General features: G+C 56.0%; 20 protein-coding genes and 2 pseudogenes. 13 read left to right on the forward strand and 9 right to left on the reverse strand.

Features of this window, described 5'->3' with window-relative positions; all coding sequences use genetic code 11:
* Positions 1 to 30 precede the first annotated feature (30 nt).
* The 6 genes from paaH to ACA075_RS09625 all read right to left on the reverse strand — a co-directional run bounded on the left by paaH (position 31) and on the right by ACA075_RS09625 (position 6,574).
* Positions 31 to 1,536: a 3-hydroxyacyl-CoA dehydrogenase PaaH gene (gene paaH, locus ACA075_RS09600; RefSeq protein ID WP_497299219.1), complete on the reverse strand. Its 1,506-nt coding sequence runs from the start codon at positions 1,534 to 1,536 to the stop codon at positions 31 to 33.
* Between the two features lie 2 nt (positions 1,537 to 1,538).
* Complete coding sequence (gene paaG / locus ACA075_RS09605; RefSeq protein WP_497298256.1) at positions 1,539 to 2,324, reverse strand: 2-(1,2-epoxy-1,2-dihydrophenyl)acetyl-CoA isomerase PaaG; 786 nt, start codon at positions 2,322 to 2,324, stop codon at positions 1,539 to 1,541.
* 4 nt (positions 2,325 to 2,328) lie between these two features.
* A complete protein-coding gene (locus tag ACA075_RS09610) occupies positions 2,329 to 3,108 on the reverse strand; it encodes an enoyl-CoA hydratase-related protein (RefSeq protein WP_497298257.1) in 780 nt (259 codons plus the stop codon).
* A gap of 23 nt (positions 3,109 to 3,131) precedes the next feature.
* Positions 3,132 to 4,781: an electron transfer flavoprotein-ubiquinone oxidoreductase gene (locus tag ACA075_RS09615; protein ID WP_497299220.1), complete on the reverse strand. Its 1,650-nt coding sequence runs from the start codon at positions 4,779 to 4,781 to the stop codon at positions 3,132 to 3,134.
* 100 nt (positions 4,782 to 4,881) lie between these two features.
* Positions 4,882 to 5,820, reverse strand: coding sequence for an electron transfer flavoprotein subunit alpha/FixB family protein (locus ACA075_RS09620; RefSeq protein ID WP_497298258.1), 939 nt, complete (start codon positions 5,818 to 5,820; stop codon positions 4,882 to 4,884).
* A 1-nt stretch (position 5,821) separates the two neighbouring features.
* Entirely contained in the window at positions 5,822 to 6,574 is a 753-nt protein-coding gene (locus ACA075_RS09625) for an electron transfer flavoprotein subunit beta/FixA family protein (protein ID WP_497298260.1), read from the reverse strand.
* Positions 6,575 to 6,909: 335 nt separating this feature from the next.
* Here ACA075_RS09625 and ACA075_RS09630 point away from each other — a divergent pair, with 335 nt between their 5' ends.
* Positions 6,910 to 7,890 (forward strand): LysR substrate-binding domain-containing protein, encoded by a 981-nt coding sequence (locus ACA075_RS09630; protein WP_497298261.1) that lies wholly within the window; start codon positions 6,910 to 6,912, stop codon positions 7,888 to 7,890.
* A gap of 64 nt (positions 7,891 to 7,954) precedes the next feature.
* Here ACA075_RS09630 and ACA075_RS09635 read toward each other — a convergent pair whose 3' ends face one another.
* On the reverse strand, positions 7,955 to 9,313 hold the full coding sequence (locus tag ACA075_RS09635) for an aromatic ring-hydroxylating oxygenase subunit alpha (RefSeq protein WP_497298262.1): 1,359 nt from the start codon (positions 9,311 to 9,313) through the stop codon (positions 7,955 to 7,957).
* Between the two features lie 393 nt (positions 9,314 to 9,706).
* On the opposite strand from ACA075_RS09635, the gene ACA075_RS09640 reads away from it, so the two are divergent.
* From ACA075_RS09640 to ACA075_RS09650, 3 genes are all read left to right on the forward strand, one after another.
* The gene (locus tag ACA075_RS09640; RefSeq protein WP_497298263.1) at positions 9,707 to 10,933 is read left to right on the forward strand and encodes an NAD(P)/FAD-dependent oxidoreductase; all 1,227 of its coding nucleotides are present in this window, start codon (positions 9,707 to 9,709) and stop codon (positions 10,931 to 10,933) included.
* Between the two features lie 49 nt (positions 10,934 to 10,982).
* Entirely contained in the window at positions 10,983 to 11,303 is a 321-nt protein-coding gene (locus tag ACA075_RS09645) for a 2Fe-2S iron-sulfur cluster-binding protein (RefSeq protein WP_497298264.1), read from the forward strand.
* A gap of 194 nt (positions 11,304 to 11,497) precedes the next feature.
* Complete coding sequence (locus ACA075_RS09650) at positions 11,498 to 12,181, forward strand: TetR family transcriptional regulator (protein WP_497298265.1); 684 nt, start codon at positions 11,498 to 11,500, stop codon at positions 12,179 to 12,181.
* Positions 12,182 to 12,482: 301 nt separating this feature from the next.
* Here ACA075_RS09650 and ACA075_RS09655 read toward each other — a convergent pair.
* Positions 12,483 to 13,633 (reverse strand): annotated as a pseudogene (locus tag ACA075_RS09655) (IS3 family transposase).
* A gap of 271 nt (positions 13,634 to 13,904) precedes the next feature.
* Between ACA075_RS09655 and ACA075_RS09660 the strand changes: the two are divergent.
* The 9 genes from ACA075_RS09660 (at position 13,905) to tnpA (ending at position 24,493) form a co-directional block, all read left to right on the forward strand.
* Positions 13,905 to 16,022, forward strand: a complete 2,118-nt coding sequence (locus ACA075_RS09660; protein WP_497298266.1) for an oxidoreductase — start codon at positions 13,905 to 13,907, stop codon at positions 16,020 to 16,022.
* Positions 16,023 to 16,072: 50 nt separating this feature from the next.
* Positions 16,073 to 17,182 carry an S-(hydroxymethyl)glutathione dehydrogenase/class III alcohol dehydrogenase gene (locus ACA075_RS09665; protein WP_497298267.1) on the forward strand — a complete coding sequence of 370 codons (1,110 nt, stop codon included), beginning with the start codon at positions 16,073 to 16,075 and terminating at the stop codon, positions 17,180 to 17,182.
* Positions 17,183 to 17,277: 95 nt separating this feature from the next.
* Complete coding sequence (locus ACA075_RS09670) at positions 17,278 to 17,661, forward strand: VOC family protein (RefSeq protein WP_497298268.1); 384 nt, start codon at positions 17,278 to 17,280, stop codon at positions 17,659 to 17,661.
* 398 nt (positions 17,662 to 18,059) lie between these two features.
* Positions 18,060 to 19,565: an aldehyde dehydrogenase gene (locus ACA075_RS09675; protein ID WP_497298270.1), complete on the forward strand. Its 1,506-nt coding sequence runs from the start codon at positions 18,060 to 18,062 to the stop codon at positions 19,563 to 19,565.
* 108 nt (positions 19,566 to 19,673) lie between these two features.
* Positions 19,674 to 20,582 carry an ABC transporter permease gene (locus ACA075_RS09680; protein ID WP_497298271.1) on the forward strand — a complete coding sequence of 303 codons (909 nt, stop codon included), beginning with the start codon at positions 19,674 to 19,676 and terminating at the stop codon, positions 20,580 to 20,582.
* Positions 20,582 to 21,406: an ABC transporter permease gene (locus ACA075_RS09685; RefSeq protein WP_497298272.1), complete on the forward strand. Its 825-nt coding sequence runs from the start codon at positions 20,582 to 20,584 to the stop codon at positions 21,404 to 21,406. Before ACA075_RS09680 ends, ACA075_RS09685 begins: the two co-directional genes overlap by 1 nt.
* Positions 21,403 to 22,509, forward strand: coding sequence for an ABC transporter ATP-binding protein (locus ACA075_RS09690; RefSeq protein WP_497298273.1), 1,107 nt, complete (start codon positions 21,403 to 21,405; stop codon positions 22,507 to 22,509). Before ACA075_RS09685 ends, ACA075_RS09690 begins: the two co-directional genes overlap by 4 nt.
* A gap of 187 nt (positions 22,510 to 22,696) precedes the next feature.
* Positions 22,697 to 23,782, forward strand: coding sequence for an extracellular solute-binding protein (locus ACA075_RS09695; RefSeq protein WP_497298274.1), 1,086 nt, complete (start codon positions 22,697 to 22,699; stop codon positions 23,780 to 23,782).
* Positions 23,783 to 24,115: 333 nt separating this feature from the next.
* Positions 24,116 to 24,493 carry an IS66-like element accessory protein TnpA gene (tnpA, locus tag ACA075_RS09700; RefSeq protein WP_497298275.1) on the forward strand — a complete coding sequence of 126 codons (378 nt, stop codon included), beginning with the start codon at positions 24,116 to 24,118 and terminating at the stop codon, positions 24,491 to 24,493.
* Positions 24,494 to 25,155: 662 nt separating this feature from the next.
* Here the strand turns inward: tnpA and ACA075_RS09705 are convergent.
* Positions 25,156 to 26,187, reverse strand: a pseudogene (locus ACA075_RS09705) (IS110 family RNA-guided transposase).
* Positions 26,188 to 26,460 lie beyond the last annotated feature (273 nt).

Consider the following 26,460-nt stretch of genomic DNA (forward strand, 5'->3'; position numbering starts at 1 on the left):
GCGCCCCAGGGGCGACAGATTCACTCGTGATCAGGCTGTTTTGGCGGCCCATCGGCGTAACAGCGGCGAGGCGCGATAACGGTCCTCGCCATAGGTGGCGGCCAGATTGTCCAGGACGTTTAACACTTGCTCGAGGCCAATTTTGCGCGCCCACTCGATCGGCCCCCGTGGGTAGTTGACGCCGGATTTCATCGCGGTATCGACGGCGCTTTCCAGGCAAACCTGCTGGTTAACCGCGTCCACGCCAGCATTGGCCAGCATGGCGACGGTGCGCATCACGGCGACGCCGGGAATGTCATCCAGCAACGAAACGTCGATACCGATGGCCTGGAAAAAACCTACCGCCTGCTGCACTGCCTGGGTGGAGGCTTGATCGGCTGGCGACAAGGCAATACGGCTGCAGGCGGCGTAGTCGAAGGCCAGATCGTAGTGCAGGAGATTGTTGCAGCCCTCTAGCTTGGCGCGTTTGCTGGCGTACTGGCCATCGGTCAGGCGCAGGATGGCTTCACCTACCTGAATCTGACCGTCGCCGTCACTGCGTAGCACTTGGATGCCTGCTTGCTCGGCGCGTACCAGCAAGGGTTCGGCGACGCCCAGGTCGCCGGCGACCAGAATGCTTGCAGGGGCTGGGACTGGGGCAACGGTACTTGGCTCAGGCGCTGCCGTATTGGCCGCGTAGTCGTAGAAACCCTTGCCTGACTTGCGGCCCAGGTGGCCGGCCTCGACCAGCGCCTGTTGCAACAGGGACGGGAGGAAGCGCGGGTCGTGATAGAAGGCATCGAATACCGAACGGGTGACGGCAAAGTTGACGTCATGACCGATCAGATCCATCAGCTCGAAAGGACCCATGCGAAAGCCACCGCATTCGCGCATCAGGGCATCGAAGGTCGCGCAATCGCTGCCACCTTCTTGTACCACCCGCAGGCCTTCGGCATAGAATGGGCGAGCGACGCGGTTAACGATAAAACCCGGAGTCGAAGTGGCCGGCACGGCTTCCTTGCCCCAGGCAGTGGCCAAGGCGAGCACCTGCTCGACCACGGCACTGGCGGTATCCAACCCGCTGATGACCTCGACCAGTTTCATGATTGGGGCTGGATTGAAAAAGTGCATGCCCACCAGGTTTTCTGGACGCTGTAAGGCGCTGCCGATGGCAGTGATGGAGATGGACGAGGTATTACTGGCCAGGATGCAGTCCGCCGCGCAGATGCTTTCAAGTTCGCGAAACAGCGCTTGCTTGATATCGAGGCGTTCGACAATCGCCTCAATGACCAGGCTGGCCGAGGCCATCGCCTGCAGGCTGTCAACCACATGAATGCGCTCCAGCAGGTCGGCGGCGTCTTTGGCGTCGGCTTTACCTTTGGCGACCTGGCGTGACAGGCCGTCGCTCAACCGCTCTTTACCCGCTTGGGCAGCGCCTTCTTTTGCATCGTAGAGGAATACCGGGTGTCCAGCGGCCGCAGCCACTTGGGCGATGCCCGCACCCATGGTGCCGGCGCCTATTACGCCGATCGAATTTTTGGCTCTCAGTTGCTTCATCATTAGCGGCCTTGAAAATTAGGATCACGTTTGTCCATGAAAGCGGCAACGCCCTCGCGGTAATCAGCCGTGCGACCGGCCAGCTGCTGCAGGTCGCGTTCGAGATCCAGCTGCTGATCCAGGCTGTTGCTGGCGCTTTGTTGCAGCGCCCGTTTGATCAGGGCCAGTCCGCGGGTCGGGCGCAGGGCCAGGTCTTGTGCCAATTGGCGGGCTTCATCGAGCAGGACCGCGTCGTCTACGGCTTTCCAGATCATGCCCATCTGTTCCGCGCTGGCCGCATCGATCCTTTCGCCGAGAAGGGCCAGGGCCAGGGCACGCGCCGAGCCGACCAGGCGGGGCAGGAACCAGGTACCGCCACAGTCGGGAATCAGACCGATGCGGCTGAACGACTGAATGAAACTGGCGGAACGGGCGGCCAGGACGATATCGCAGGCTAAGGCCAGGTTAGCCCCGGCCCCGGCGGCAGTACCATTAACGGCGCAGATAACCGGTATTTCCAGGCGTCGCAGGCTGCGAATCAGTGGGTTGTAGCGTTGCTCAATCGACTCGCCGAGGTCGGGTATTTCGCTGTTCCCCCGGCGCTCGTTGAGATCCTGTCCAGCGCAAAAACCACGGCCAGAACCGGTGAGTAACAGCGCACGAACGCTGCAATTTCGCTTGATCTCGGCCAGGGCATCACGCAGTTCGGCATGCATGGTGCGATTGATGCAGTTCAGCGACTCGGGCCGATGCAGGGTGAGGCTGGCCACGCCGGCGCTGATCTCGAACTTAATGGTTTCATAAGGCATGGGCTTAACGTCCTTTGAAGATCGGTTGACGTTTTTCTTTGAAGGCGTTGATGCCTTCGGCGCGATCCTCGGTGGCCGCCAGCAGGGCAAAGGCTTTGCGCTCAAGGTCCAAGGCTGCCTCAAGGGGCATTTCGTAGGACTTGAGCAGTAGTTCTTTGGCCATGCGTAGCGCCAGCGGCGGCTGGCAAGCGATACGGGAGGCCAGTGCCAGGGCGCGCTCGATGGTCAGCTCGGGAGGACAGACCTCGCTGACCAGTCCGGCGCTCAGCGCCGTGGCGGCATCAATCCGCTCACCGGTCATCACCATGCGACTGGCCAGTGATTTGCCGACTGTGCGAATCAGGCGTTGAGTGCCGCCGGCACCTGGGATGATTCCAAGCCTGATTTCAGGCTGACCTAGCTCTGCGGTGTCGCCGGCAATCACGATATCGGCGTGCATCAGCAACTCGCAGCCCGCGCCCAGGGCCAAGCCGTTGACCGCTGCAATCAGCGGTTTAGGGAAGTTGCGGATGCTTTTCCAGTAGTTCGGTCGCCGGTCATTGAGCACGCCAACCGTGTCCAGGGCAACCATTTCCTTGATGTCAGCCCCAGCCGCAAAAACGCGCAGCCCGCCGGTTACGACCACGCAAAGAATGTCATCGTCCTCGGCCGCGTGCTCCAGTGCATCTGCCAGCTCGGCGAGCATCTGATTGCGCAGGGCATTGTGTACTTCGGGCCGGTTGAGGGTTATCAACAGGCGCTGGCCGTCGAGGCGCTCGGTAAGGATGTCGAAGTAGTTATCCATTAGTTTCTGCTGCCCTTGTCTGGTTACATGTTTGGGTAGTTCGGCCCGCCGCCGCCCTCGGGAGCGACCCATGTGATGTTTTGCGCGGGATCCTTGATGTCACAGGTCTTGCAGTGCAGACAGTTCTGGGCGTTGATGAGGAACTCGCGGCCGTCGTCGCCTTCGCTGATTTCATACACGCCAGCCGGGCAGTAGCGCTGTGCCGGTTCGGCATACAGCGGCAGGTTCTGCTGCAGCGGTAGCTCCGGTTGTTTCAGCACGAGGTGACAGGGTTGGTCGTCCTGGTGGTTGGTGTTGGATAAGAACACGGAGGAAAGTTTGTCGAAGCTGATCACCCCATCCGGCTTCGGGTAGTCAATGCGCGCGCAGTCAGTAGCCAGTTTCAATTGGTTGTGGTCAGGCTGTTTATCACGCAGGCGCAGGGGGAACCTGCCGTTGAATAGGTTCTGCTCAATAAAGTTGAAGGCGCCGCCCAGCAGCGGCCCAAAGCGGTGGATTGCCGGGCCGAAGTTGCGCGAGCGCTGCAATTCATCCCAGGCCCAGGAGGCTTTGAAAGCGCTTTCGAATTCGTCGAGGGATTGTCCACCCGAACAGCCGGCTTGCAGGCGGGCGAAGACACGTTCGGCCGCCACCATGCCGCTTTTCATGGCGGTATGACTGCCCTTGATTTTGGCGAAGTTCAAGGTGCCTGCATCGCAGCCGATCAGCAGGCCCCCGGGGAACGTCATCTTCGGCAGTGAATTGAGCCCCCCCTTGGCGATGGCGCGCGCGCCATAGGACACGCGCTTGCCACCTTCGAGGTAGTGACGAATCGCCGGGTGATGCTTGAGGCGTTGCAGCTCGTCGTAAGGGCTGAGGTAAGGGTTGGCGTAGTTCAGGTCGACGATTAGGCCCAGACTCACTTGGCCATGATCGGTGTGGTAGAGGAAAAAACCGCCGCTGGCCTGGCCAATCAACGGCCAGCCGGTGCCGTGCAGCACCAAGCCTTGCTCGAGCTTGCTCGGATCAACTTCCCAGAGCTCCTTGAGTCCGAGGCCGTAGTGCTGGGGATCACTGTCCTGGTCCAAATGGAAGCGAGCGATCAGTTGTTTACCCAGGTGGCCCCGGCAACCTTCGGCGAAAAGGGTGTATTTGGCGTGCAGTTCCAAGCCTGGGGTGTAAGAGTTTTTCGCTTGGCCATGCACATCGCGCCCCATGTCTCCGGTGGCCACACCTTTGACTGAGCCATCCTCGTGGTAGAGGACTTCGGCTGCGGCAAAGCCGGCAAAGATCTCGACGCCAAGCGTTTCGGCCTGCTCTGCCAGCCAGCGACAGAAGTTGCCCAGGCTGACGATGAAGTTGCCTTGGTTATGCATGGTTTTCGGAACCAGGGCATTGGGGATTCGGCGCGCGCGCTGCGCACTGGTCAGTAATACGACCTCGTCCCGGCTGACCGGGCAGTGCAGCGGTGCGCCCAACGCTTGCCAGTCAGGGAGCAGTTCGTTCAGCGCGCGCGGCTCCAAGATCGCACCGGAGATAATGTGCGCGCCCACTTCCGAGCCTTTTTCAATCACGCAAACGCTGAGTTCTTGACCCTGGTCGTTGGCCAGTTGCTTGAGCCGAATGGCCGCTGACAGTCCTGCTGGACCGGCGCCGACAATGACGACGTCATACGGCATTTGTTCGCGTTCCACCATGATTCCCCTTTTCCGGTTGCGGTTTAGTACAGGGCGCGGGCTGGGCACCTCCTGTGGCCATGGCCGCGAGATGCTGGTTATGGTCGGGTTGGCCGGGTCAACTCAGTTGCCGAGTGAGTTCAGGCACTATCTCGAATAGATCACCGACCAAGCCGTAGTCCGCTACCTGGAAAATTGGTGCGTCTTCGTCTTTGTTGATGGCGACAATGACCTTGGAGTCTTTCATCCCGGCCAGGTGCTGAATGGCTCCAGAAATGCCGATGGCGACATACAAGTCGGGCGCGACGATCTTGCCGGTCTGCCCCACTTGGTAATCGTTGGGGACAAAGCCAGCATCAACCGCGGCGCGGCTGGCCCCCACGGCAGCGCCGAGGCGGTCGGCGAGCGGCTCCAAGAGGCTGAAGTTTTCCTTTGAGCCCATGCCGCGCCCGCCCGAGACGACGATGCGGGCGGAGGTCAACTCCGGACGATCAGAAATAGTTAGCATCTGCTTGATGAATTGGGAGATGCCAACGGCCTGGGTGCTTTCGACTGACTCACTTGTCGCACGTTGTTGGCCGTCATTGGCGGCGGCAAAGGCGGTGCCGCGTACGCTGATGACCTTGATCGAATCAGACGACTGGATCTTGCACAGGGCATTGCCGGCGTAGATCGGCCGAGTGAAGGTATCGGGCGTATCGATACTGATGACGTCGGAGATTTGTGCCACGTCTAGCCCGGCGGCGACCCGCGGCAGCAGGTTTTTACCGAAGGCAGTGGCAGTGGCCACTATATGACTGTAACCACGCTGGCGCGCCAGGTCGGTAATCAGGGGCTGCAACTCTTCGGGCAGGCCGGCAGAGTAATGTGTGGCCTGCGCCAGTACTACCTTGTCGACGCCATCGATCAGGGCGGCCTGTTCGGCCACGGTTGTGCATGAATCCCCGGCAACCAGAAGATGCACTTCGCCGCCCAATTGGCGCGCCGCGCTAACCGCGTGGCGGGTTGCGGCATTCAGGTTCCTGTTGTCGTGTTCGGCTATGATCAGGACACTCATCTCAAATCACCTTTGCAGTTGTCTTCAGTTTTTCCAGCAACTCAGTGACGTTGGCCACCTTAATTCCGGCCTTGCGGGCAGGTGGCTCGGACACGCTCAGGGTCTTCAGGCGGGGGCTGATGTCCACGCCCAGGCTCGCGGCAGCTAGCACTGTCAGCGGTTTGCGCTTGGCTTTCATGATGTTGGGGAGAGAGGCGTAGCGCGGCTCGTTGAGACGCAGGTCTGCAGTGACCAGCGCAGGGAGTTGCAAGGCCAGGCTTTCCAGGCCGCCATCCACTTCGCGGGTTACCAACAGTTGTTGGTCGCCCGCCATCTCCACCTGGGAAGCAAAGGTGCCCTGTGGCCAGCCCAGCAGGGCTGCCAGCATTTGTCCGGTCTGATTGTTGTCGCTGTCGATAGCTTGCTTGCCGGTCAGTACCAGACCTGGATGTTCTTGTTCGACGATGGCCTTCAATAACTTGGCGATGGCCAATGACTCGAGCTCGGCATCGGTTTCGAGCAGGATCGCCCGGTCGGCACCAATGGCCAGTCCGGTACGTAAAATATCTTGGGCCTGGGAAGGGCCTACGCACACCAGAACCACCTCGGTAGCGATCGCAGCTTCCTTAAGCCGTACTGCTTCTTCGAGTGCAATCTCGCAGAAGGGATTGATGGCCATTTTGGCATTCGCCAAGTCCATGCCAGTTTGGTCGCTTTTGACCCGGACCTTAAAGTTGGCATCGACGACGCGTTTGATGGGCACCAGTATTCTCATAAGACCTCGCCTGTTGTTTGTAGTGTTAGCTGAATCTGCACTTGGGCTTGCTGCCGTGTGCGCCTGTTTTGTCTGTGGTCAGGAACCATGCTGTGGCATTCAAAGGGCGGCATCAAACGAAATACTTTCAGTCTGTGGTGAATTATTTTTAGGCGTCATATCCTCTCTAGTGCGGGCTTTTTAGAACTAAAAAATAATGTACGTACATTCAAAAAAATGGCAAGCTTAGCGCGCTTGCAGGTGGTTGATGTGCGGGAGAAAAGAGAGAAGGGGTCGAACGCCCGCGAGTAATGCCTTGGTTGGACGCAGGACATCTTGTTGCGAGGGCGCAGGCTGTGCAGGTGGATCTGGTTACAACGTATCTGGCAAGTGCATTAGTCGACTCTTTAAGCATTTATAAAGAGGTTTATTCCATGCGACGGTTACCTCCCTTTGCGGCCTTGCGAGCTTTTGAAGCGGCAGCACGACTAGAAAGTTTCAAAAGTGCGGCTGATGACATCTGTCTTTCAGCTTCTGCGATCAGTCATCAGGTGCGCTCGCTCGAAGAGTTTCTGGGGGTGCAGCTATTCCATCGCGAGCGCGGCAAGCCTCAGCTCACTGCTGCTGGGGCGAGCTATCTGGAAAGTATCCAAGATATTTTCAATCGCTTGGATTTAGCCAGCAGTGCGATTACCGCGCGGAGCAAGCGTCGCTCGTTGGTGGTTAACCTCTATCCGTCGCTGGCATCTTGTTGGTTGCTGTCGCGTCTTCCGGTGTTTCAGGCGGCAAACCCTGATGTGGATATCAAGTTCTTGAGCTCGATGACACCACTGGGTTTCGGTGGTGAGGACATCGACGTGGCCATTCGTTACGGCACTGGTGAGTGGCCGGGGATGTGCAGCGATTTCCTCTGTCATGATGATCTGTTTCTGGTTTGTGGGCGGCAATTGCTGGATAGCTTGCCGCCTCTGGACAGGCTCGAGGAATTGGCGTCACAAACCTTTCTGTATTGCAGTCACGACCTTAATGAATGGAATCAGTGGTTCGAGTTTGCCGGCTGCAAAACTCCGGAAATCAGGCGGCGCATGGACTTCGATAGTCGGGCGCAGGTCTTGGAGGCGGCGGCCGGCGGTATGGGCATTGCTATCGGACGGCAGCCCTATGTGGCCAATCTACTGGCCAGTGATCGCTTGTGTGCACCTTATCCGATGCGCCTGCGTACCGGGATGGGCTATTACCTGGTGTACCCCGAGCATCATGCTAGTTACGACAATGTGCAGAAGTTTTGCACTTGGCTGATGGAGGAGTGCCAGATGTTGAACGTGCCGCTGAGTTAATAACCACTCGCTGTTATGCGATGAAAAAATGGGGGAGCTTATCGCTCCCCCATTTTTGTCAGCCTCAGGCAACCCACATCTCTTCATGGATATGCTGTTCCGGGTCATGCTCCACTCGCGTGGTAGGACGATGTTCCGTTGCCAGCAGTTCTAGATAGTCTTGTACAAACTTGCGGCAGTAGCCCTCCAGCACGCTGTATGGGCCTGGTTGATAACGGTCGGAAAGAATGCCGTTCTGGTTGTTAACAATGATGGTGGCATCCTGCTCAGTGGTGACCTCCCACATCCACGTCAGGTTATCCACATCATAATCCCGGCCTTCCTCGGCTGCCGAATTAACCAGATAAATCAGGGTGACGTCGGTTTCCATGACGCTGATAGGATTGAAGTGCAGCACGGTGATGTAGTCGTTCGCGGCAAGCAGGAACATGTTGTCGCCGAACACCAGTGAACTGGTGCCGCCATCATGTTCTTTCAGATCGCCGAGCAGGACCTTGCAGGCAGGGCTGCCATCTTTGGTGGTGGACAGGCAGCCTTCCTTGATGGACTGGCGCGATGCGCGCATGACCTGATCTGGGAAGGGCACGTCCAGATAGCCAACACGGCGGCCTTGTGCCTTGGCGCGAGTGGCCCAGGCGTCATATTGCTCCTTGTATTTCTGGATGCCTTTTTCGGTGCCGTCGCCATCGTAGGTGACGTGGGCCATGGCGGCGGTGTATTCCGGGTGAGACGGGCGGCAGTGATAGCACTCGAGGAAGTTTTCGACGACCAGTTTCCAGTTTGCCGGGGTTGGGAATTTCTTGATTGCGGCGACTTTGGTGTCGGCGATGCGTAGTTCCTCCGCCCAGGGTTTATAGCTCTTGGCGATGTAGTCAAAGTCAGGCGCTTCGGCCTCTTTGCCCAGATATACGAAGATCAGGCCTTCGAATACTTTGACCGGGCAGGAGTGCAGATTGTGAGCTTGCGGATCAAAGTCTTCCGGCATTTGCCGGGCATTGAACAGCTTGCCGTTCAACTCAAATGTCCAGGCGTGGTACGGGCAGACCAGGCGATGCTTGTTGCCTTCCTGTTCCAGGCAAATGCGCGAGCCGCGGTGGCGGCAAACGTTGAAGTGCGCGTGTACTTCGTTGTTGTCGCCCCGAACGATAATCAGCTCTTCTCCGGCAATGGTGAACAGGAAGTAGTCGCCTTTATTCGGGATGCGATTCTTGTGGTCAACGAATTGCCACTGGCGAAAGAGCACCCGATCCTTTTCGAATTCGAAAATTTCAGGATCGGTATAGAAGGGCTGCTCTAGGGTGTAGCCAGGTTTCTGGCGTGAGACTAGTGCGTCGATTAGCCGAGGCATGTCGAGTTGGCGTGCGTTAATTGTTTTCATGTTGCGCTCCACTGTTATCAATACTGACTTGTCTTTCGCCTTCACTGCGTGGGTCGATGCTCAAGCTATGCCGTACTGGCAGGAGTACCCCGCACGCAATGTCGGCCCCAAACGTCCATCGATTGCGTCCGGATACCGCCCGTCGCATCGTGGATGGTTACGGCTTCAGTGGTGGCTGCTGCGTTTGCTATCCGGCTGCCGTGATGGCTGGGTACGCAGGCATAGCATTGACACTGATCGACCAAATCAGCCTATCACGGCATATTTTTAGCGGTCAATATAAATGAACGTACATATATTTTTGTGGACGAAAACGCGGCTTGGTGATAGCGTTCGAGGTGTGCCTAAGAAGGCTGCTGCACGGGTTGCGAGTACAACTCGAATTCTCCAGCCATAGTGACGGGCTGGGGGCTTTATAGTTAGCGTGGAGGCCGATCTATGAATGTTAAGACCTGTATCATCGTGGGAGCCAGCCACGCTGGCGCGCAATTGGCGACGAGTCTGCGCCAGGAGAAGTGGCCGGGGCGTATCCTGGTATTTGGTGACGAGCCAACCCCGCCCTATCACCGTCCGCCACTGTCCAAGAGCTTTCTGGCCGGAGACAAGAGCGTCGACGAACTGCTTATCCGTCCGCTGGATACCTACGAAGAACACGGTATCGAGCTCGTGCTAGGTACACGTGTCGAGGCCCTTGATGTGCAGGAAAAAACCGTCACCTTGGCGAATGGTGACGTGCACCATTTTGACAAGTTGGCGCTATGCACGGGTTCGCGGGCGCGGCTGGTCGATTTGCCCGGGGCCGATCTGGCCGGGGTTTTTTATCTACGTAACATCGCTGATGTGGAGCGCATTCGTGCTCAAGTTCGTCCCGGTGGGCGTGCGGTGATTATCGGCGCGGGTTATATCGGGCTGGAGACTGCCGCTCTGCTCCGGTCGCTGGGCATGCAGGTGACGGTGCTGGAAATGATGGGTCGGGTCTTGCAGCGGGTCACAGCCCCAGAGGTTTCGGTGTTTTACAGCCGCGTGCATGCTGAAGAGGGGGTGTTGATTAAAACGGGTGTCAGCGTGGAAGCGCTGCTTGGCAATGACAAAGTCGAGCAAGTAGTGGCCGTTGATGGCAGTCGCTACCCGGCAGATCTGGTGGTGATTGGGGTTGGCATCGTGCCGAATGTCGAGCTTGCACAAGCGGCAGGCTTGAATGTGCAGGATGGCATTGTCGTTGACGAGTTTGCCGTCAGCTCTGCTGCGGACGTGGTGGCGGCCGGCGATTGCACCAGTCACCCGAACGCGCACTACGCTCGGCGCCTGCGTCTTGAGTCAGTGCCCAATGCCAATGAACAGGCAAAGGCGGCAGCTGCAAGTATTTGTGGCAAGCAGCAAGCGTACAACAGCCTGCCGTGGTTCTGGTCTGATCAGTATGATCTGAAAATGCAGATAGCGGGCCTGAGCCAGGGCTATGACCAGGTGGTGGTGCGTGGGCGGCCAGAGGCTGGGCGCGATTTTGCCGTGTTCTATTTCAAGGAAGGAAGACTGATTGCCGCCGACTGCATCAATCGGCCACAGGAGTTCATGGTCAGCAAGCGCTTGATCGCCATGAACACAGGGATTCAAGCTGATGTGCTGGCTAATGAGTCCATCGAGCCCAAGGAGTGGCTGAAGACTTGAACCTTGAGTCTTGCAGTCGGTTGTAGATACGGTTGGAGGTTTGGAAAGTATGCCCATCATTAAGTTTGTTGAAGCCAATGGTGTAGAACATGAAGTGGACATTCCGGTAGGAAAAACCATTATGCAGGCCGCCGTCGATAACATGCTCCCTGGCATCATTGCCGAGTGCGGTGGTTCCTGTAGTTGTGGAACCTGTCATGTCTATGTGGATGCTGAATGGCTGGCTAAGTCCGGCGAGATCGATGACCTCGAGCAAGACATGTTGCAGATCATGGGTGGTGTCGAGTCCAATAGCCGCTTGAGCTGCCAGGTTCAGGTAACGGCCGAGATGCAGGGCATGATCGTGCATCTGCCGGAGTCGCAATACTGAGTGGCTATCCCCGGTCTCGGGGGGGGGGGCGGCATTTTGGTCGGATGCAATGCGTCCTTGACTGGGATGAGCAAGGTAGACGCTGGGCGTAATTTTGCGCAGGTTGGTGTTTCTTATCAGGCTGGCATGGTGCCTAGCTAGGATTGGTCAGATAATAGGCGTAACGTTTTGGTCTTGGTGGGTAGGAGAGATATATGACAGCGGGTAGTAAGGCCAAGCAGAAGCCGCAAGGACGTGATGCCATCAAGGCGTTTCATCGGCAGAAGATCATCGACGCTGCGATCGATAGTATCGCCAAATTTGGTGTGGTGGGCACCACGGTATCGCGCATTGTTGATCGGGCGGGTCTTTCGCGCGGGATGATCAATTTGCATTTCAATAGCAAAGACGCATTGTTTATAGAAACACTGGCCTATCTGTCTGAAATCTATGACACGACATGGTCGGAGGCCTTGGCGAGGGCGGCGGATACTCCTGCCGAGAAGGTTATGGCTCTGCTTGAGGCCGAACTCAGCCCTAAAATTCTGAACAAGAAGAATCTGCCGGTCTGGATAGCCTTCCGCAGCATGGCCAGACCTAACCCTGAATACATTGCATTAAGCAGTACCCGCAACAAGGACGTGCTGAATACCTATACGAACTTGTTCAGTGAAATTATCGAGGAAGGCGGCTACACCCACCTTCATGCTGCCTCGATTGCTCGGGGCGTGATGGCCATGGGTGAGGGGTTGTGGATGGATTTCATGATGTTCCCGAATAACTTCCGCCGTGAAAGTGCTTTAATGACTTATCAGATGTTCCTGGTTGCCCTGTTTCCGAAGCATTTTCGTTCTAATTTCCAGGCCTCTCCTGTGCAGGAAGAAGTTTCCCTGGCCTAATTTTTTTACCCGGCGGCGCTCGCCGAGAGAGCGCCAGTTGAACCGAAATTCTGGTTTTTATCCTCGAGTGACTGTCCGGTAGTTGGCCGCGCGTTGCTTGCCAGCAAAGCTAGTCCGAGCGCAGTGCTAGCAGACCATTGAAAAAAGCCTGAGCCCGTGTGGCTCCAGTAAAATGCTGGGCATCTTCTGCATGGCGAACGCAGTCCAAGTCGATTGGTGGGCCCGGCATCAAACAAAGCAACCTGTTCAGTTATGCGGCGCTGACGCAGCGCATCTTGAACGATCACCCGCTGCATCCACTTCAGGGTGGGGCATTTCCACGGACATTTTTTAAATGGTCTGAAAACTCCCGATCCTGCCGGGCGACTCTATGACGGATTCTCGGGTTATGAAATCGAATAGACCCGTTCATGCTTCATAACAGTTCGATACGACTGGTTGGCAACCCGCTTGCGGTTGAGCAGGCCGAGGAAGTCTGCACAGGCAGCGCTATCGCCACAATGCCCGACGGTAATCATGCTGCAAACCACCATGTTACGACTCAGAAAGTGTTGGTAATCAGCACTGGTGAACTGGGCTGCCTCGATCAGAATGCTGAATCACTGGCCAGTCACATAGGCGCTGCCAGATCGCCATCTCCAAGGCCTGGATCACCATCTGCCGATCCTGATGGTGATGCATCGGCCGACCGATCACCAACTTACTGTAGAGATGGAGTACCGCGCACAGGAATAACTTGCCTTCCAGGATGGCGGTTTCCGTGATGTCCGTGACCCATTTGCGTTCCGGCTTCAAGGCGGTGAAGTCTCGCTCCAACAAGTTGTTCACGCCTGCCCTACGGCCGGTGGCTGCTCGGCCAAAACCAAGCTTCTTCCGACTCGCACAGCCTTGAATTCGCTCTGCCGCCATCGGGCGAGCTACACGGTTCAGGCTTATGGTTTCGCCCTCGTCAAGAAAATCTTCGTGCATACATGGTGCTCCGGTCGCGCCACGAGTGTCCTCGTGAATCTCAAGAGAATGCGCCTCACCAAGTAAGCATTCTCTTGAGCGTGCGGACTTGGCTCGCGATCCTGCCAGGTGTAATAACCGCTGGCAGACACCTTCAAACATCGGCGCGTCAATCGCACCGGGTACTCGTTGCGGCAGCGCCGGATCACCGTGTACTGCTCGATGATTCCTTGGAACAGTACGCTGCCGCGTCTCTTAGAAGATCACGTGCCTTGGTCACTCGAACCGACTCACACTTGAGGCGGGCAAGTTTCTCATCCCCTGGGCTTCCCGTGCCGGGAAAGGCCTTCACTGCGCCTGGTCGTGCCTCTCGAACCCCGCGCGTGAGCAGGTTCGGGGCAATAACAATCGCCAAGGCCCCCTGCCGGCTACTCGCTCCCGAACGACGAACCAGTCAATGGCTTCCCGCTTGTATTCCTGGCTGTATTTCTTGCGCTTGGACATGAACGCTCCTTCAGCTCGACCTGAGCTTCCTCGAAAGTGTCCGCGCTAACGGGGTAGAACCCGACATGTTAGTGCGCAGGTACAAATTAATGTACTTTACAAAAAATGAATGTACGTATATATATTTATATAGGCGGATCCTGATCCTTGATGGTGTGTGACGGTGAGCTGTCGGCGGGAGCGCGTAGGCGCAAGACGCAGTGGTTACAGATGCCGGTCAAGCCCTGGTTTTCGGGTCTTACGTTTAACGATTTAACATGGAGCCACTGATATGGCGCGTGATCCACGATATGACATTCTGTTCGAGCCTGTTCGGATCGGCCCAGTCGTAGCACCGAATCGCTTCTTTCAGGTACCTCACTGTAACGGCATGGGTCACTTGCGTCCGAACATGCTGGCGGCCATGCGAGGTATCAAGGCCGAAGGTGGTTGGGGGGTCGTGTGTACAGAAGAGGTTGAGCTGCACCACACCAGCGATCTGTCTGGTGCAGCAGAAGGCCGGCTGTGGAATAACGGCGATATCGGCGCGCTTAAATTGATGACCCAGGCTGTGCACGAGCACGGCGCTTTGGCCGGCATCGAGTTGGTTCACAATGGTTTCCATGCGCCTAATCGGCTCAGCCGGGTAGCGCCTTTGGCGCCGCGCGGTCGGTCGGTGGCCAGCTACGATCCGATCCATGCACGCGCGATGGATAAGACCGATATCCGTAACCTGCGTAAGTGGTATCGCGAAGCAGCCTTAAGGGCAAAGCAGGCCGAGTACGACCTGATCTATGTCTACGCCGGCCATGGCATGACCCTGCCGTTTCATTTTATTTCCCGGCGCACAAATGACCGTACTGATGAGTACGGCGGCTCTCTAGAGAATCGCGTGCGTCTGTTACGTGAATTGCTTGAAGAGACCAAAGACGCTGTGGGTGATAGATGCGCGGTCGCCCTGCGTTTTGCTGTAGATGAGTTAATGGGTGACGACGGCATTAGCGCTGAAAGCGAAGGCCGTGAAGTAGTGGAGATGCTGGCAGAGCTGCCGGATCTTTGGGATGTGAACGTCAGCAACTGGGCTAATGACTCGGCCACCTCTCGTTTTGAGAAGGAAGGCTACCAGGAACCCTATATCAGTTTTGTAAAGGGGCTGACCAGCAAGCCGGTAGTCGGAGTGGGCCGCTATACCTCGCCGGATGCCATGGTGTCGTTGGTGCGGCGCGGCGTGCTGGACTTTATCGGCGCAGCGCGGCCGTCAATTGCCGACCCCTTTCTGCCCCAGAAAATTGCTGAGGGGCGAATGGAGGATATTCGCGAATGCATCGGCTGCAATATTTGCGCGAGCAGTGACATTCTGGCCGTGCCAATTCGTTGCACGCAGAACCCCACCATGGGTGAAGAGTGGCGCCGTGGCTGGCACCCGGAAAAAATAGCGTCCAAGGGTTCCGAAAGCAGCGTGTTGGTGGTGGGGGCCGGACCTGCGGGCCTGGAGTGCACGCGGGCACTGGCACAGCGCGGCTATCAAGTAATCCTGGCTGAGGCGACGAACAATCTTGGGGGGCGCGTGCATCTCGAGTCGCGTTTGCCCGGTTTGGCGGAGTGGGGTCGCGTCGTCGATTACCGGCAGGTGCAGATTGAAAAATCGCTGAATGTTGAAGTGTATCGGGGCAGTCTTTTGACCGCTGCGGATATCCGCGAATTTGGTTACGAACATGTCTACCTGGCCACCGGGTCCAAGTGGCGCCGCGATGGCATGGGCCGCCAGCATTACCGCCCAATCCCCGGGCATGACAGGCCCAGCGTGCACAGCCCAGACGATGTTATGGGCGGATTATCGCTGTCTGGGCATGTGGTGATTTTCGACGATGACCACTACTACATGGGCGGCGTATTGGCCGAAAAACTGCAGTTGGCCGGGGTCCAGGTCACTTTGATTACGCCGGCATCCGAGGTGTCCACCTGGACCCAGAACACCTTGGAGCAAGGCCGTATCCAGACGCGCTTAATGACGTTGGGTGTGGTGATCCGGGCCCAGACCAGTCTGGCCGCTATCGGTGAGGGACAGGTTGAGTTGGCCTGTGTCTATACCGATCGGCGCGAGTCGCTGGCGTGTGACCATGTGCTGTTGGTGTCTGATCGCTTGCCCAATGACGAACTCTATCAAGAGTTAATGCAGGACGAGGCGGCGCTCGTTGCAGCCGGGATCAAATCGGTCACGCGCATCGGTGACTGTTTGGCGCCGGGGACTATCGCCGCCGCTGTTTACTCCGGGCATCTGGAAGCGCGCCAGTTGGATGAGGCAGAGATTGAGGGGACGCCGTTTCGCTGTGAGCGCCCCACGGTTTTTGCCACCGACAGTCTGGATGCAAGGTTCTTGGGGCTTCCGGCAGAGCTGGTGAGTTCCTGAATCAGAACCATTAACAGATCGAGTCATTGCGTAATAACAACAGGTGAAATATGAAGTCACGTGCAGCGGTAGCCTGGCAAGCAGGCGAACCACTAACTATTGAAGAGGTTGACGTCCAGGGGCCTAAGGAAGGTGAAGTCCTGGTCCGAATGGTGGCGACAGGGGTCTGTCATACCGATGCCTTTACCTTGTCGGGGGCGGATCCTGAGGGGCTTTTCCCGGTCATTCTCGGCCATGAAGGTGGTGGTGTCGTCGAGGAAGTAGGGGCGGGGGTAACCACGCTTAGCGTGGGTGATCACGTTATTCCGCTCTACACCCCTGAGTGTGGGCGTTGCAAATATTGCCTGTCAGGTAAAACAAACCTATGTCAGGCCATTCGCGCTACCCAAGGTCGTGGCGTGATGCCGGACGGCACGAGCCGTTTTTCCCTGAACGGCAAGCAGATTCTGCATTACATGGGCACCTCGACCTTTTCTGAATACACCGTGGTGCCAGAGATTGCGCTGGCCAAAGTCAACAAGGCGGCGCCCCTGGACAAGGTATGTCTACTGGGGTGTGGAGTCACCACCGGAATCGGAGCGGTACTGAATACGGCCAAGGTAGAGTCAGGTTCCACCGTGGCCATTTTCGGTCTGGGTGGCATTGGTCTGAGTGCGGTGCAGGGTGCGGTGCTGGCGAAGGCGGCCCGTATCATCGTAATTGATATCAATGAAGACAAGTTTGAAATGGCACGCCTGCTCGGTGCCACCGACTTCATTAACCCGCGTAATTACGATGCGCCGATTCAAGACGTCATTGTTGAGTTAACTGGCGGTGGGGTCGACTATTCCTTTGAATGCATCGGACGGATAGAACTGATGCGTTCAGCGCTGGAGTGCTGCCATAAGGGCTGGGGCGAGTCGGTGATCATTGGCGTTGCCGGGGCGGGTCAGGAAATATCCACGCGTCCGTTCCAGCTGGTGACGGGGCGTGTTTGGCGTGGTACCGCTTTCGGCGGGGTCAAGGGCCGCACTGAGTTGCCCGACTACGTAGAAAGTTACCTGGCGGGCAAGATCAAGATCGACGAAATGGTGACGCATACCATGCAGTTGGAAGATATTAATCGCGCCTTCGATCTGATGCATGAAGGCAAAAGTATAAGGACGGTAATTAATTTTTAGATACTGCATAAGTATAAAAAGTGTTGGCTGTAGGTGGTTTTGTTGGTTTTGCGCAATAAATTTCAATAAACACTCGCATTGAAGGAGAGCAATAAATGTCCATCTTTACTCATGTTACGCTGGGGACTAACGATCTGCACAAGTCGCGCGCATTCTATGACAAAGCTTTGGGTGCATTGGGTTATAAACGAATCACTGATCTCGGGGAAATTGGTTCTATATGGGGAGAAGATACACCTTCGTTTTTTGTGCTGAAACCAGCCGATGGTGCGCCAGCCACTGTCGGTAACGGCGTGACAGTCAGTTTTCAGGCACCTAACCGGGCGGCAGTGCATGCCTTTCATAGCGCAGCGCTGACTGCCGGTGGGGTCGACGAAGGACATCCGGGGCCGCGTGGCTGGGCACCTAATGCTTATGCCGCCTACGCGCGTGATACCGATGGCAACAAGCTTGCGGTGTATTGTTTCGAAGCAGAGTGAAGCAGAGTTTCGCCGATTGACGTGCCAACTGTTTAGCGTCGCAACCCGTTGGATGCGACGCTAATTTGGCGCAATTAAGTGCCGCTCGACTTTATGTTGGGCTGCATTTGGGCCCCTTGGATAGGGCGCACATGTCCTTATTAACGTCGCTTATATGCTATGGGTATATGTCGGGAGTTAATGCTTGATTGTAATATTGGTTAGGTGGTCGCTAAGTGTGTGTCGTGATTTCATTGGGCGTTGAATTTGATTCATTTGTTGGTTTGTTGAGATTTGTTGATAATTGAATAAGGTCATCGCCAAACAATAACAATACATGAGGTCGACGCTAGGCAGTTAATTGCAGGTGTTCTGCAGTATTGTTTAGGTCAGACTAATCGAATACGGGAGACCCAGTTGTGCTGAACAATTTACGCACAAAAGATCATGAGTTTTGGCTTGCCAAAGCGCGCGCTGTGCGCATCGAGTCTGGTCTGTTTATTGATGGCGTCTATCGAGCAGGTAAGGGCGGCGTATTTGAGTGCCTGAATCCGGCAACAGGTGCCTTGCTGGCTGAGATGAGTGTTGCCACCGAAGCGGACGTAGATGACGCGGTACAGGTGGCCAAAGCGGCATTCCGCTCGGGTGTCTGGAGCGCGCTGGCTCCACGCGACAGGATGCAGATTCTAATGCGCTTTGCCGATCTGGTGCAGGAAAACGCTGCCGATCTCGCAGTGCTAGAGAGTCTGGACATGGGTAAGCCTATTACCCGGGTTTTAAGTGCTGATATTCCCGCCGTTATTAATGCCATTAATTACTATGCGGAGTGCATTGATAAGCTCGAGGGCATCGTTACCAATACGGCCTCGTCCGCCTTCCATTACATATTGCGTGAGCCTTTGGGAGTTGTAGCGGCCATTACGCCGTGGAATTTCCCCATGCTGATGGCGGTATGGAAGGTGGCTCCGGCGCTCGCAGCGGGCAACTCGGTAGTCTTGAAACCCGCCGAACAGGCACCTCTGAGCTGTTTGCGTCTGGCTGAGCTGTTCGTTGAAGCGGGTGGTCCTGCCGGGGTTTTCAACGTCGTCAATGGACCGGGCGAAATCACCGGCAAGGCGCTGGCCTTGCACCAAGATGTGGCCAAGATTGGTTTCACCGGTTCCACGGAAGTGGGGCGGCTAATGCTCTCTTATGCGGCCCAATCCAATCTTAAGAAAGTAGCTTTGGAGTGTGGCGGCAAGAGCCCGCAGATTATTTTGGCTGACGTTCCAGATATTCGGGCTGCCGCGAAGGCGGCGGTAGCCGGGATCTTCGGTAACTCCGGGCAGGTCTGCACGGCAGGTTCCCGTCTGCTGGTGGATCGCTCCATTCACCGTGATTTCGTCGAGCTGTTTCTGCAAGAGGCGCGTACCGCTTTTGTGCCGGGTGATCCTTTGCACCCTGGGACGACCATGGGCCCCATGGTCAGTCAGGGGCAATGTGCGCGGGTCATGGCCTATGTCCAGTCGGGGCGTGAGCAGGGAGCCCAGTTGCGTCTGGGAGGGGATCGACCGCAAGGATTTGCTGCGGGCGCCTATATCAATCCCACCATGTTCGACGATGTAAGCCCAAACATGACGATTGCGCGGGAGGAAATTTTTGGTCCGGTGGCAGCGGTTATTCCGGTCTCCGGGGCGCAGGAGGCGATACAGATCGCTAATGACAGCATCTATGGCTTGGCCGCCTCCGTCTGGACCCGCGATCTGAGCCAGGCGCATCGGCTGGTCCGTGAGATTGAAGCGGGGGTGGTCTGGGTCAACTGCTATAGCGAAGGCGACATGACGCAGCCCTTCGGTGGTTACAAGCAATCTGGGCAAGGCCGCGATTGTGGTTTTGAGTGTCTCTTGTCTTACACACAAACGAAGTCAGCTTGGATCAAGCTCTAGAGCGAGTACCGTAGAGGCGCAAGGAATAACGAAGTGATGCGCTTGTCGTGAGACGAGAGTTAAGAAAATTTGTTAGCTGCCAGCCAATGGCTGGCCAAGGGTCGCTAAGTGAAAGGTATAGAGTATTACCAAAAAACCAGTGTGTTCAGCTCAATAATGCGAATGCTGGGTTCGCCGAGCGGCAAGGGCTATGCGCTGACGGCGCCGGGTGTGCTGTATGTAGGCACCCTGATCGCCGCGCCATTGATCTTGACTATTTTGTACAGCTTTTGGACGCAGTCATATCTGGATGTGGATAAAACGCTGTCGCTGAAAAACTATCAGGCAGTCTTCGGCGATCCGCTTTATTTGCTAATCATCCTGCGTTCTTTGGCCATTTCACTGGCGGTCGCGGTACTTACCGTTGTCACAGCTTACCCGGTGGCCTACTACATTGCCTTTCGCGCCCAGCACAAAGCTTTGTGGCTGTTTCTGATCAGTATTCCGTTCTGGATCAGTTATCTGCTGCGGGTTTTTTCCTGGAAGATCATTCTTGGCTACAACGGTGTGCTCAATACCAGTCTGATGGCGATCGGGGTCATCGATCAGCCGCTGGATTTCGTTTTGTATGACGCCAACGCGGTGATCTTGGTGTTGGCGCACTCTTGGGCCCCCTTCGCCATTTTGCCGATTTACGTCTCTCTGCAAAAAATCGATCGAAGCTTGCTGGAGGTCGCCCGTGACCTTGGTGACAGCGACTTTGTGCGCTTTCTAAGGGTCACGTTGCCGTTGTCCATGCCCGGGGTCTTAGGCGCCAGTATGATCATCATGATTCCCACTGTGGGTGACTATGTGACGCCCGCGATGGTCGGAGGTTCGGAGGGACAGATGATTGCCAACGTTATCCAGGGCCAATTCGGTCGAGCCAATAACTGGCCGTTGGGAGCCGCACTGGCACTTATTGCGATGTCCGGCATCATCGTTGTCGCCCTTGCTTATGCGGCAGCGCTGAAACTCATCAGTAAGGGGGTTCGCTAATGTTCACGCTGACTGATTCAGGCAAATTAAGGCTGTCCAAACTCTGGATCTATACCGTTGTCTACTTGGCCTTCCTGTATCTGCCAATACTGTTTTTGCCGGTCTTTTCCTTCAACGACGGTACGATCATTGCTTTTCCTTTAAAAGGCTTCACCTTCAAGTGGTATGAGCAACTGGCCCACGCCGACGGGCTTTTCGTGGCGCTGAAGAACACCCTGATCGTCGCTAGTGTAACGGCGGTCGTCAGCACCTTTATCGGAAGTCTGGCCGCCTTTGCCATGGCGCGTTACTCCTACAGGGGGGCGAAAGTGGCCCACAGCATCATCATGACTCCCTTGCTTATACCGGGAATGATTATTGCCACGGGCTTGCTTATTTTGCTGGTCAACCTTGGTCTGAAGCCTTCCTTGTTCATGGTGATTTTGGGGCACGTCTTTTTGTGCATTCCCTTTGCCGTGTCGATCACCAAGGCCTCCTTTGATCAGTTCGACAATTCCTTGGAAGAAGCAGCCATTGATCTGGGGGAGTCGTTTTGGGGTGCGTTATGGCGTGTGGTGTTGCCGATCGTGATGCCGGGCATCACTTCCAGTTTGTTAGTGACCTTCACGGTGTCCTTTGACGAGTTTGTCCTGGCGTTCTTCCTGTCCGGTACGGAGCCCACGCTTCCGGTGTACATCTGGAGCCAAGTACGTTTCCCAGGAAAACTTCCCAGCATATTGGCACTGGGTTCCATCCTAATATTGGTTTCCATCTCGCTGTTGATGATCTCTGAGTGGGTCAAGCGGCGTGGAGTTTTGACTGATCAACGAGGCAGCAACTCATGAATGCATTCAATGAGACGGGCTTGAATAAAGCTATTTCCATCAAAAACGTCAGCAAGAACTTCGGCACTTTCGTTGCGGTGGAAAATCTTTCCCTAGACCTGCAATGCGGCGAGTTCTTCTCTCTGCTGGGGCCATCAGGGTGCGGCAAGTCCACGTTGCTGCGCATGATCGCGGGGTTTGAAGAGCCCTCCGAGGGCGTCATCGTGATTGAGGGCCAGTCCATGCTGGGGGTGTCTGCCAATAAGCGGCCGACCAATATGGTGTTCCAGAGCTATGCAATCTTTCCGCACCTCAATGTGGCCGAGAACGTGGCGTTTGGCCTGCGCAAGCAGAAGTTGCCGAAGCAGGAGCTGCGCCAGCGGGTTGAGGAAGCACTGGAACTGGTTGGTCTCGATGGCTTGGGTCAGCGACATGCCAACCAGTTGTCGGGCGGACAGCGGCAGCGGGTGGCCATGGCTAGGGCCTTGATCATGAAACCCAAGGTGCTGTTGTTGGACGAGCCGATGTCTGCACTAGATCGTCAATTGCGTGCACAAATGCAATTAGAGCTGCGCCGTCTGCAGCGTTCGGTGGGCATCACATTCGTAATGGTGACCCATGATCAGTACGAAGCCCTGACCATTTCCGATCGTGTCGGGGTCATGTTCAACGGCAAGTTGGTTCAGGTTGCCAGTCCAGAGGAGTTATACAGCCGTCCGGCTACTCGGCAGGTGGCGGAGTTCGTGGGTGGCATGAATTTCTTGCCTGCTGATGCGCAGGGTAAGGACGAACAACACTTGTTGGTGGATGTGTCCCATTTCGGTAAGGGCAAGGTACCGTTACTGGCGGCTCCCGTTCTGCAGGGTCAGTCACTAACCCTGGGCATTCGGCCAGAACAAGTCTATCTCAGCTTGCAACACGCGGATGACTGCGATTTTTCTGCGCAAGGGGTCATCGCGGATATCGCCTTTTATGGCGAAGTTATCCACTACTACGTACGTGTTCCCGGGCTGGATAAAACCATGATTGCGGCCGGTACCAACACCGTGTTTGGCGAAAATTATGCGGTGGGCGATGCTGTTTGGCTGGGTTTTTATACGGAGTCGATTGTCCCCCTCATATAACAAATAAATAGCTGGGGCACTATAAAAGTGGTGGCTGCAACCCCGCGGCCACTCATTTGAGTAAGTTACTGGGGTGGAGGGAACACCTTGGATAGAGAAGCGCAATTTTGTCCGTAGACCTTTGAAATAGGTGAAAAGCCGACGGCCTATTCGTCAACTCCCGTAGAGCAATATTGAGAGGAAGAAAATGAACAATAAAAAAATACTCGATCTGCGTGCCGGAAAGCAGCTTATGGCTGCTGTGTTATTGGTGTTCGGAGGATGGCAAGGCAGTGTCAGTGCAGACGACAGCAACCTGCTGGTTCTGGACTGGGCTGGTTATGAGGATCCGGGCTTCTATAGCGACTACATGGCTAAATATCACCGCGCGCCGGATTACTCCTATTTTGCCGATGAGGAAGACGCTTTCACCAAATTGCGCTCGGGATTTAAGGCCGACTTGGCACACCCTTGCGTGGGTTCAGTGCGTAAATGGGCGGATGCTGGTTTGATCCAACCCCTGGATCTTGACCGCCTCAAAGGCTGGGACAAGATATTACCGAGTATCAAGAGTATTCCGGGCGTCATCATGGACGGGAAAGTCTGGATGCTCCCTTTCGACTGGGGACGCGCAGGACTGATTTATCGCACGGATATGATCTCAGGCGATGCCATTAGCCTTGATCTTGCCACCAAGCCTGAGTTTAAGGGCAAGGTAGCAATCCCCGATACCGTGACGAGTGCCTATGCGATGGCGGCATTGGCGATCGGCATGCGTGACTGGACGAACATGACCGACGAGCAGTTCCAGCAGGCATCCGACTACCTGCGCAAGGTGCACAAGAACGTGCGCTTCTACTGGACTGACCCAGGTCAGCTGGACCAAGCGCTGGCGAGTGGTGAAGTGGTGATGGGCTGGGGTTATAACCAGACAACGCTGAACCTTGAAGCCAACAAAACTCCGGCGGCAATGATGTTGGATGCCGACAAAGGCGTATCGTCTTGGGTGTGCGGATATGTGCACCTGACCGGGGGTAAGGCGAGCAATGACAAGGTCTATGACATGCTCAATGCGCTGGGTGACTCCAAAAGCGGTAAGTATCTGATTGAGTCTTGGGGATATGCCCATGCCAACGGAGAGTCTTACACGCTTGCGGATCCTCAGAAAGTGCACAAATACGGTTATGAGGATGCTTCGAACTTTTTGAGCAAGAGCCTGGTAAGTTCGGCCCTTCCCGTTGAAATTGAGCGCAAGATGGTCAAGGAGTTTGAAAGAATTAAGTCTGGGTTGTAACAACTGCCAATCTGCACGGTGGTTGTTTGGTGATCATTAGAGTTGGGGCTTTCTCTCCGGATTTAAGGAAGGTCTGAAGTACCCACTGATTTTTTGATGCTCCAACCATTTGGAGTTCAAAAAATCGGTGGCCTGCCAAAAATCAGGCTTTGGCTCTTCTTAATTCATTGTTTTTCCTTGAGCAGCGACTTTTCTCCGCGCATCACAGGCGCACCTCTCCCGCAACCAACAGTATGCGTCCGGCCAAGTCATCTTCCAGCCCCGCAAAGCCAAGACATGGCGTGCACTTAAATTTAAGTGGGCACCAGTTCTAGCCTTTTAAGCGGGTATCTCATGCAGTCAAAACGCCGTTCCTGTTCCAAGTCCTTCAAGGCCCAGGTCATTCAAGAGTGTGCGCAGCCCGGCGCGTCGATTGCCAGCGTCGCACTCAGCCATAGCCTCAACGCAAACCTCGTCCACAAATGGATTCGGCTGCAAACGCCGATAAGCACGGCGCTGCAACCTGCATTTATTCAGATGCCCATGCCGCTGACCGGAGCAAATTCGCAAGCTGCATCGTCGAATATTTGCGTTGAGATCCAGCACCCGTGTGGCACCGTCAAAGTGAACTGGCCAACTGAAAGTGCTGCTGCCTGCGCGACCTTCTGCGATGATTCGCATCGACTCTATCTGGCTCGCTACCGAGCCGATGGACATGCGCGCAGGCACTGAAACGGCGCTAGCCAAGGTGATTGCGGTGTTCGGTGCGGCGCAGCCGCACTGTTCGACTTTAGGAAGTAGTGAAAATAGTGGTTGATGAACGACCAGTCAAATGGGGCGTTCAGTCCAACAAACACGGGAACACCGTCCACGCCTGCTATGTTTGCCACCCAATCCTGAAACATCCTCATCGCATTTTCTGGACTTAACCCTTCAAGAGCAAGTGTCTCCAGGGATAGTCCGGTCACTGCCAGCGCCTCGGGATCGACGTTGGTCGAAATTGGCTTGAGCTCACACGAAAACACCTGTCCGGGATCGTCGACGTTACAAGCTCCGATCGTAAGCATGCGATACACTCCGGGGATCGGGCCAGAGGTCTCGACGTCGACCGAGATATAAACTTCACGTATATGGACTCCTCCTCATTGCAAGCCCCGTTGCTTTGGCGCCCGTGCCGACTGCACACGTATATTCGGCCTCTAAATACGGCATCGTTTCGATGCAGGGCCATGATGGGCTATTCGCTCGCCGGCTCCCGATCGCTTTTTCGTGCTTTTCGCACTTGGACATTCGAGGGTTTTGCCGACGCCGGTTCGACCGGTTTGCCATCGTTCAGGTTGCTTCGCAATCGTGGTTAAGAGTTGTTTCTCTCGTAGAACACGTCGGTAAATAGATCAGGCCGCTGCCTGATTCGGTTGGTAATCAGTGCCGTGACGCAGCATTGCCCAAGCCATGCGTGCAGTTTTGTTGGCCAGCGCAATAGCGGCCACATTGGGGTGCGATCGCTCGGCTAAACGAACGGCCCACTGGCTGAGCCGATCCTCTTTGGATTTGGCTGTGCGTAGCGCCGAGCGTGCGCCATGCACCATCAATGCCGCAGATACGTATCACCGCGCTTGCTGATACCGAGCAGTCGATCCTTACCACACAGAACTGTGTTGCCTCGGTGTCAGTCGCAGCGAGGCGGCAAACTGTCGGCCATTGGCAAACTGACGGGCATCACCGAGAGCGACGACGAGCGCTGTGGCGATCATTGGACCGACACCGCGCAGCTGTTGAAGGCGAACGGCGGACGGCTCGTTTGTTGCGATCGCAGTGATCTCGCCGTCGAGCTTGCATACACGCCCATCCAGCGCACGAAGGTCGTCCCACAAACCATCCAGCAGACGACGAAAGCGTGCCGTCAAACCGTTATCCGTATCCTCTAGCCAGCACGGTATTGCACGACGCAGCATCAGCAATTCCTTCGGTGCAACGAGACCGTACTCGGCGACCAGCCCACGGATCTGATTGGCTTTGGCCGTCCGCTGTTCGATTAAGCCGGCCCGGATGCGATGCGTCGCCTGGATATCCTGTTGTTCGATCGTCTTGATGGCGACGAAGCGCATGCTGGGACGGCTCATCGCTTCGCAGATCGCATCGGCATCGTTCGCGTCGTTCTTGTTGCTTTTGACATAAGGTTTAACGAACTGGGGGGCGATCAGCTTGACTCGAAATCCGCGAGCTTCGAGTTGCCGCGCCCAATGATGGGCCCCTCCGCAACTCTCCATGCCGATCTCTCAACCAGGTTCGACCTTTTCCAGCACCGTTTGAAGCCAGCGATCACGTGGTAAGCGCTGCCGCCAGACCGGCTTCTCATGCAAATCCACACCGTGAATCTGAAACACGTTCTTGGCCAAGTCGACCCCAATGCGCATAAGCTTCATGTGTGGACTCCTTCTCACTATTGACTGTGGTTTGCACCTTCAGTCTGGCACTCAAGATGCCGAGGTGAGGAGGAGTCCATCCCATTGCTTTCGACCGTTCTCCACCGGTCATGTCTCCACGAATCTTGCTGGTCAAATTCGGTGCACATGACTGGTTAGGTCGATGTAAATGGGGGGCAAGTCCGTGCAGTTACTCAACGGTGATCTGAAAATGGCCGAGAGCAAAATTCTCATGCCCTGAGGAATCCATTCAAAGCATCTGGTCAAGTCCCA

It is taken from the genome of Pseudomonas sp. LBUM1663 (assembly GCF_059695905.1).

Excerpts from the sequence above, each read along its gene's own strand:
- ACA075_RS09620 (WP_497298258.1), bottom strand. The coding sequence starts at position 5,820 with ATGAGTGTCCTGATCATAGCCGAACACGACAACAGGAACCTGAATGCC.
- ACA075_RS09695 (WP_497298274.1), top strand. The coding sequence starts at position 22,697 with ATGAACAATAAAAAAATACTCGATCTGCGTGCCGGAAAGCAGCTTATG.
- ACA075_RS09610 (WP_497298257.1), bottom strand. The coding sequence starts at position 3,108 with ATGGATAACTACTTCGACATCCTTACCGAGCGCCTCGACGGCCAGCGC.
- ACA075_RS09665 (WP_497298267.1), top strand. The coding sequence starts at position 16,073 with ATGAAGTCACGTGCAGCGGTAGCCTGGCAAGCAGGCGAACCACTAACT.
- ACA075_RS09640 (WP_497298263.1), top strand. The coding sequence starts at position 9,707 with ATGAATGTTAAGACCTGTATCATCGTGGGAGCCAGCCACGCTGGCGCG.
- ACA075_RS09690 (WP_497298273.1), top strand. The coding sequence starts at position 21,403 with ATGAATGCATTCAATGAGACGGGCTTGAATAAAGCTATTTCCATCAAA.
- ACA075_RS09685 (WP_497298272.1), top strand. The coding sequence starts at position 20,582 with ATGTTCACGCTGACTGATTCAGGCAAATTAAGGCTGTCCAAACTCTGG.
- tnpA (WP_497298275.1), top strand. The coding sequence starts at position 24,116 with ATGCAGTCAAAACGCCGTTCCTGTTCCAAGTCCTTCAAGGCCCAGGTC.
- ACA075_RS09660 (WP_497298266.1), top strand. The coding sequence starts at position 13,905 with ATGGCGCGTGATCCACGATATGACATTCTGTTCGAGCCTGTTCGGATC.
- ACA075_RS09650 (WP_497298265.1), top strand. The coding sequence starts at position 11,498 with ATGACAGCGGGTAGTAAGGCCAAGCAGAAGCCGCAAGGACGTGATGCC.
- paaH (WP_497299219.1), bottom strand. The coding sequence starts at position 1,536 with ATGAAGCAACTGAGAGCCAAAAATTCGATCGGCGTAATAGGCGCCGGC.
- ACA075_RS09625 (WP_497298260.1), bottom strand. The coding sequence starts at position 6,574 with ATGAGAATACTGGTGCCCATCAAACGCGTCGTCGATGCCAACTTTAAG.
- paaG (WP_497298256.1), bottom strand. The coding sequence starts at position 2,324 with ATGCCTTATGAAACCATTAAGTTCGAGATCAGCGCCGGCGTGGCCAGC.
- ACA075_RS09645 (WP_497298264.1), top strand. The coding sequence starts at position 10,983 with ATGCCCATCATTAAGTTTGTTGAAGCCAATGGTGTAGAACATGAAGTG.
- ACA075_RS09670 (WP_497298268.1), top strand. The coding sequence starts at position 17,278 with ATGTCCATCTTTACTCATGTTACGCTGGGGACTAACGATCTGCACAAG.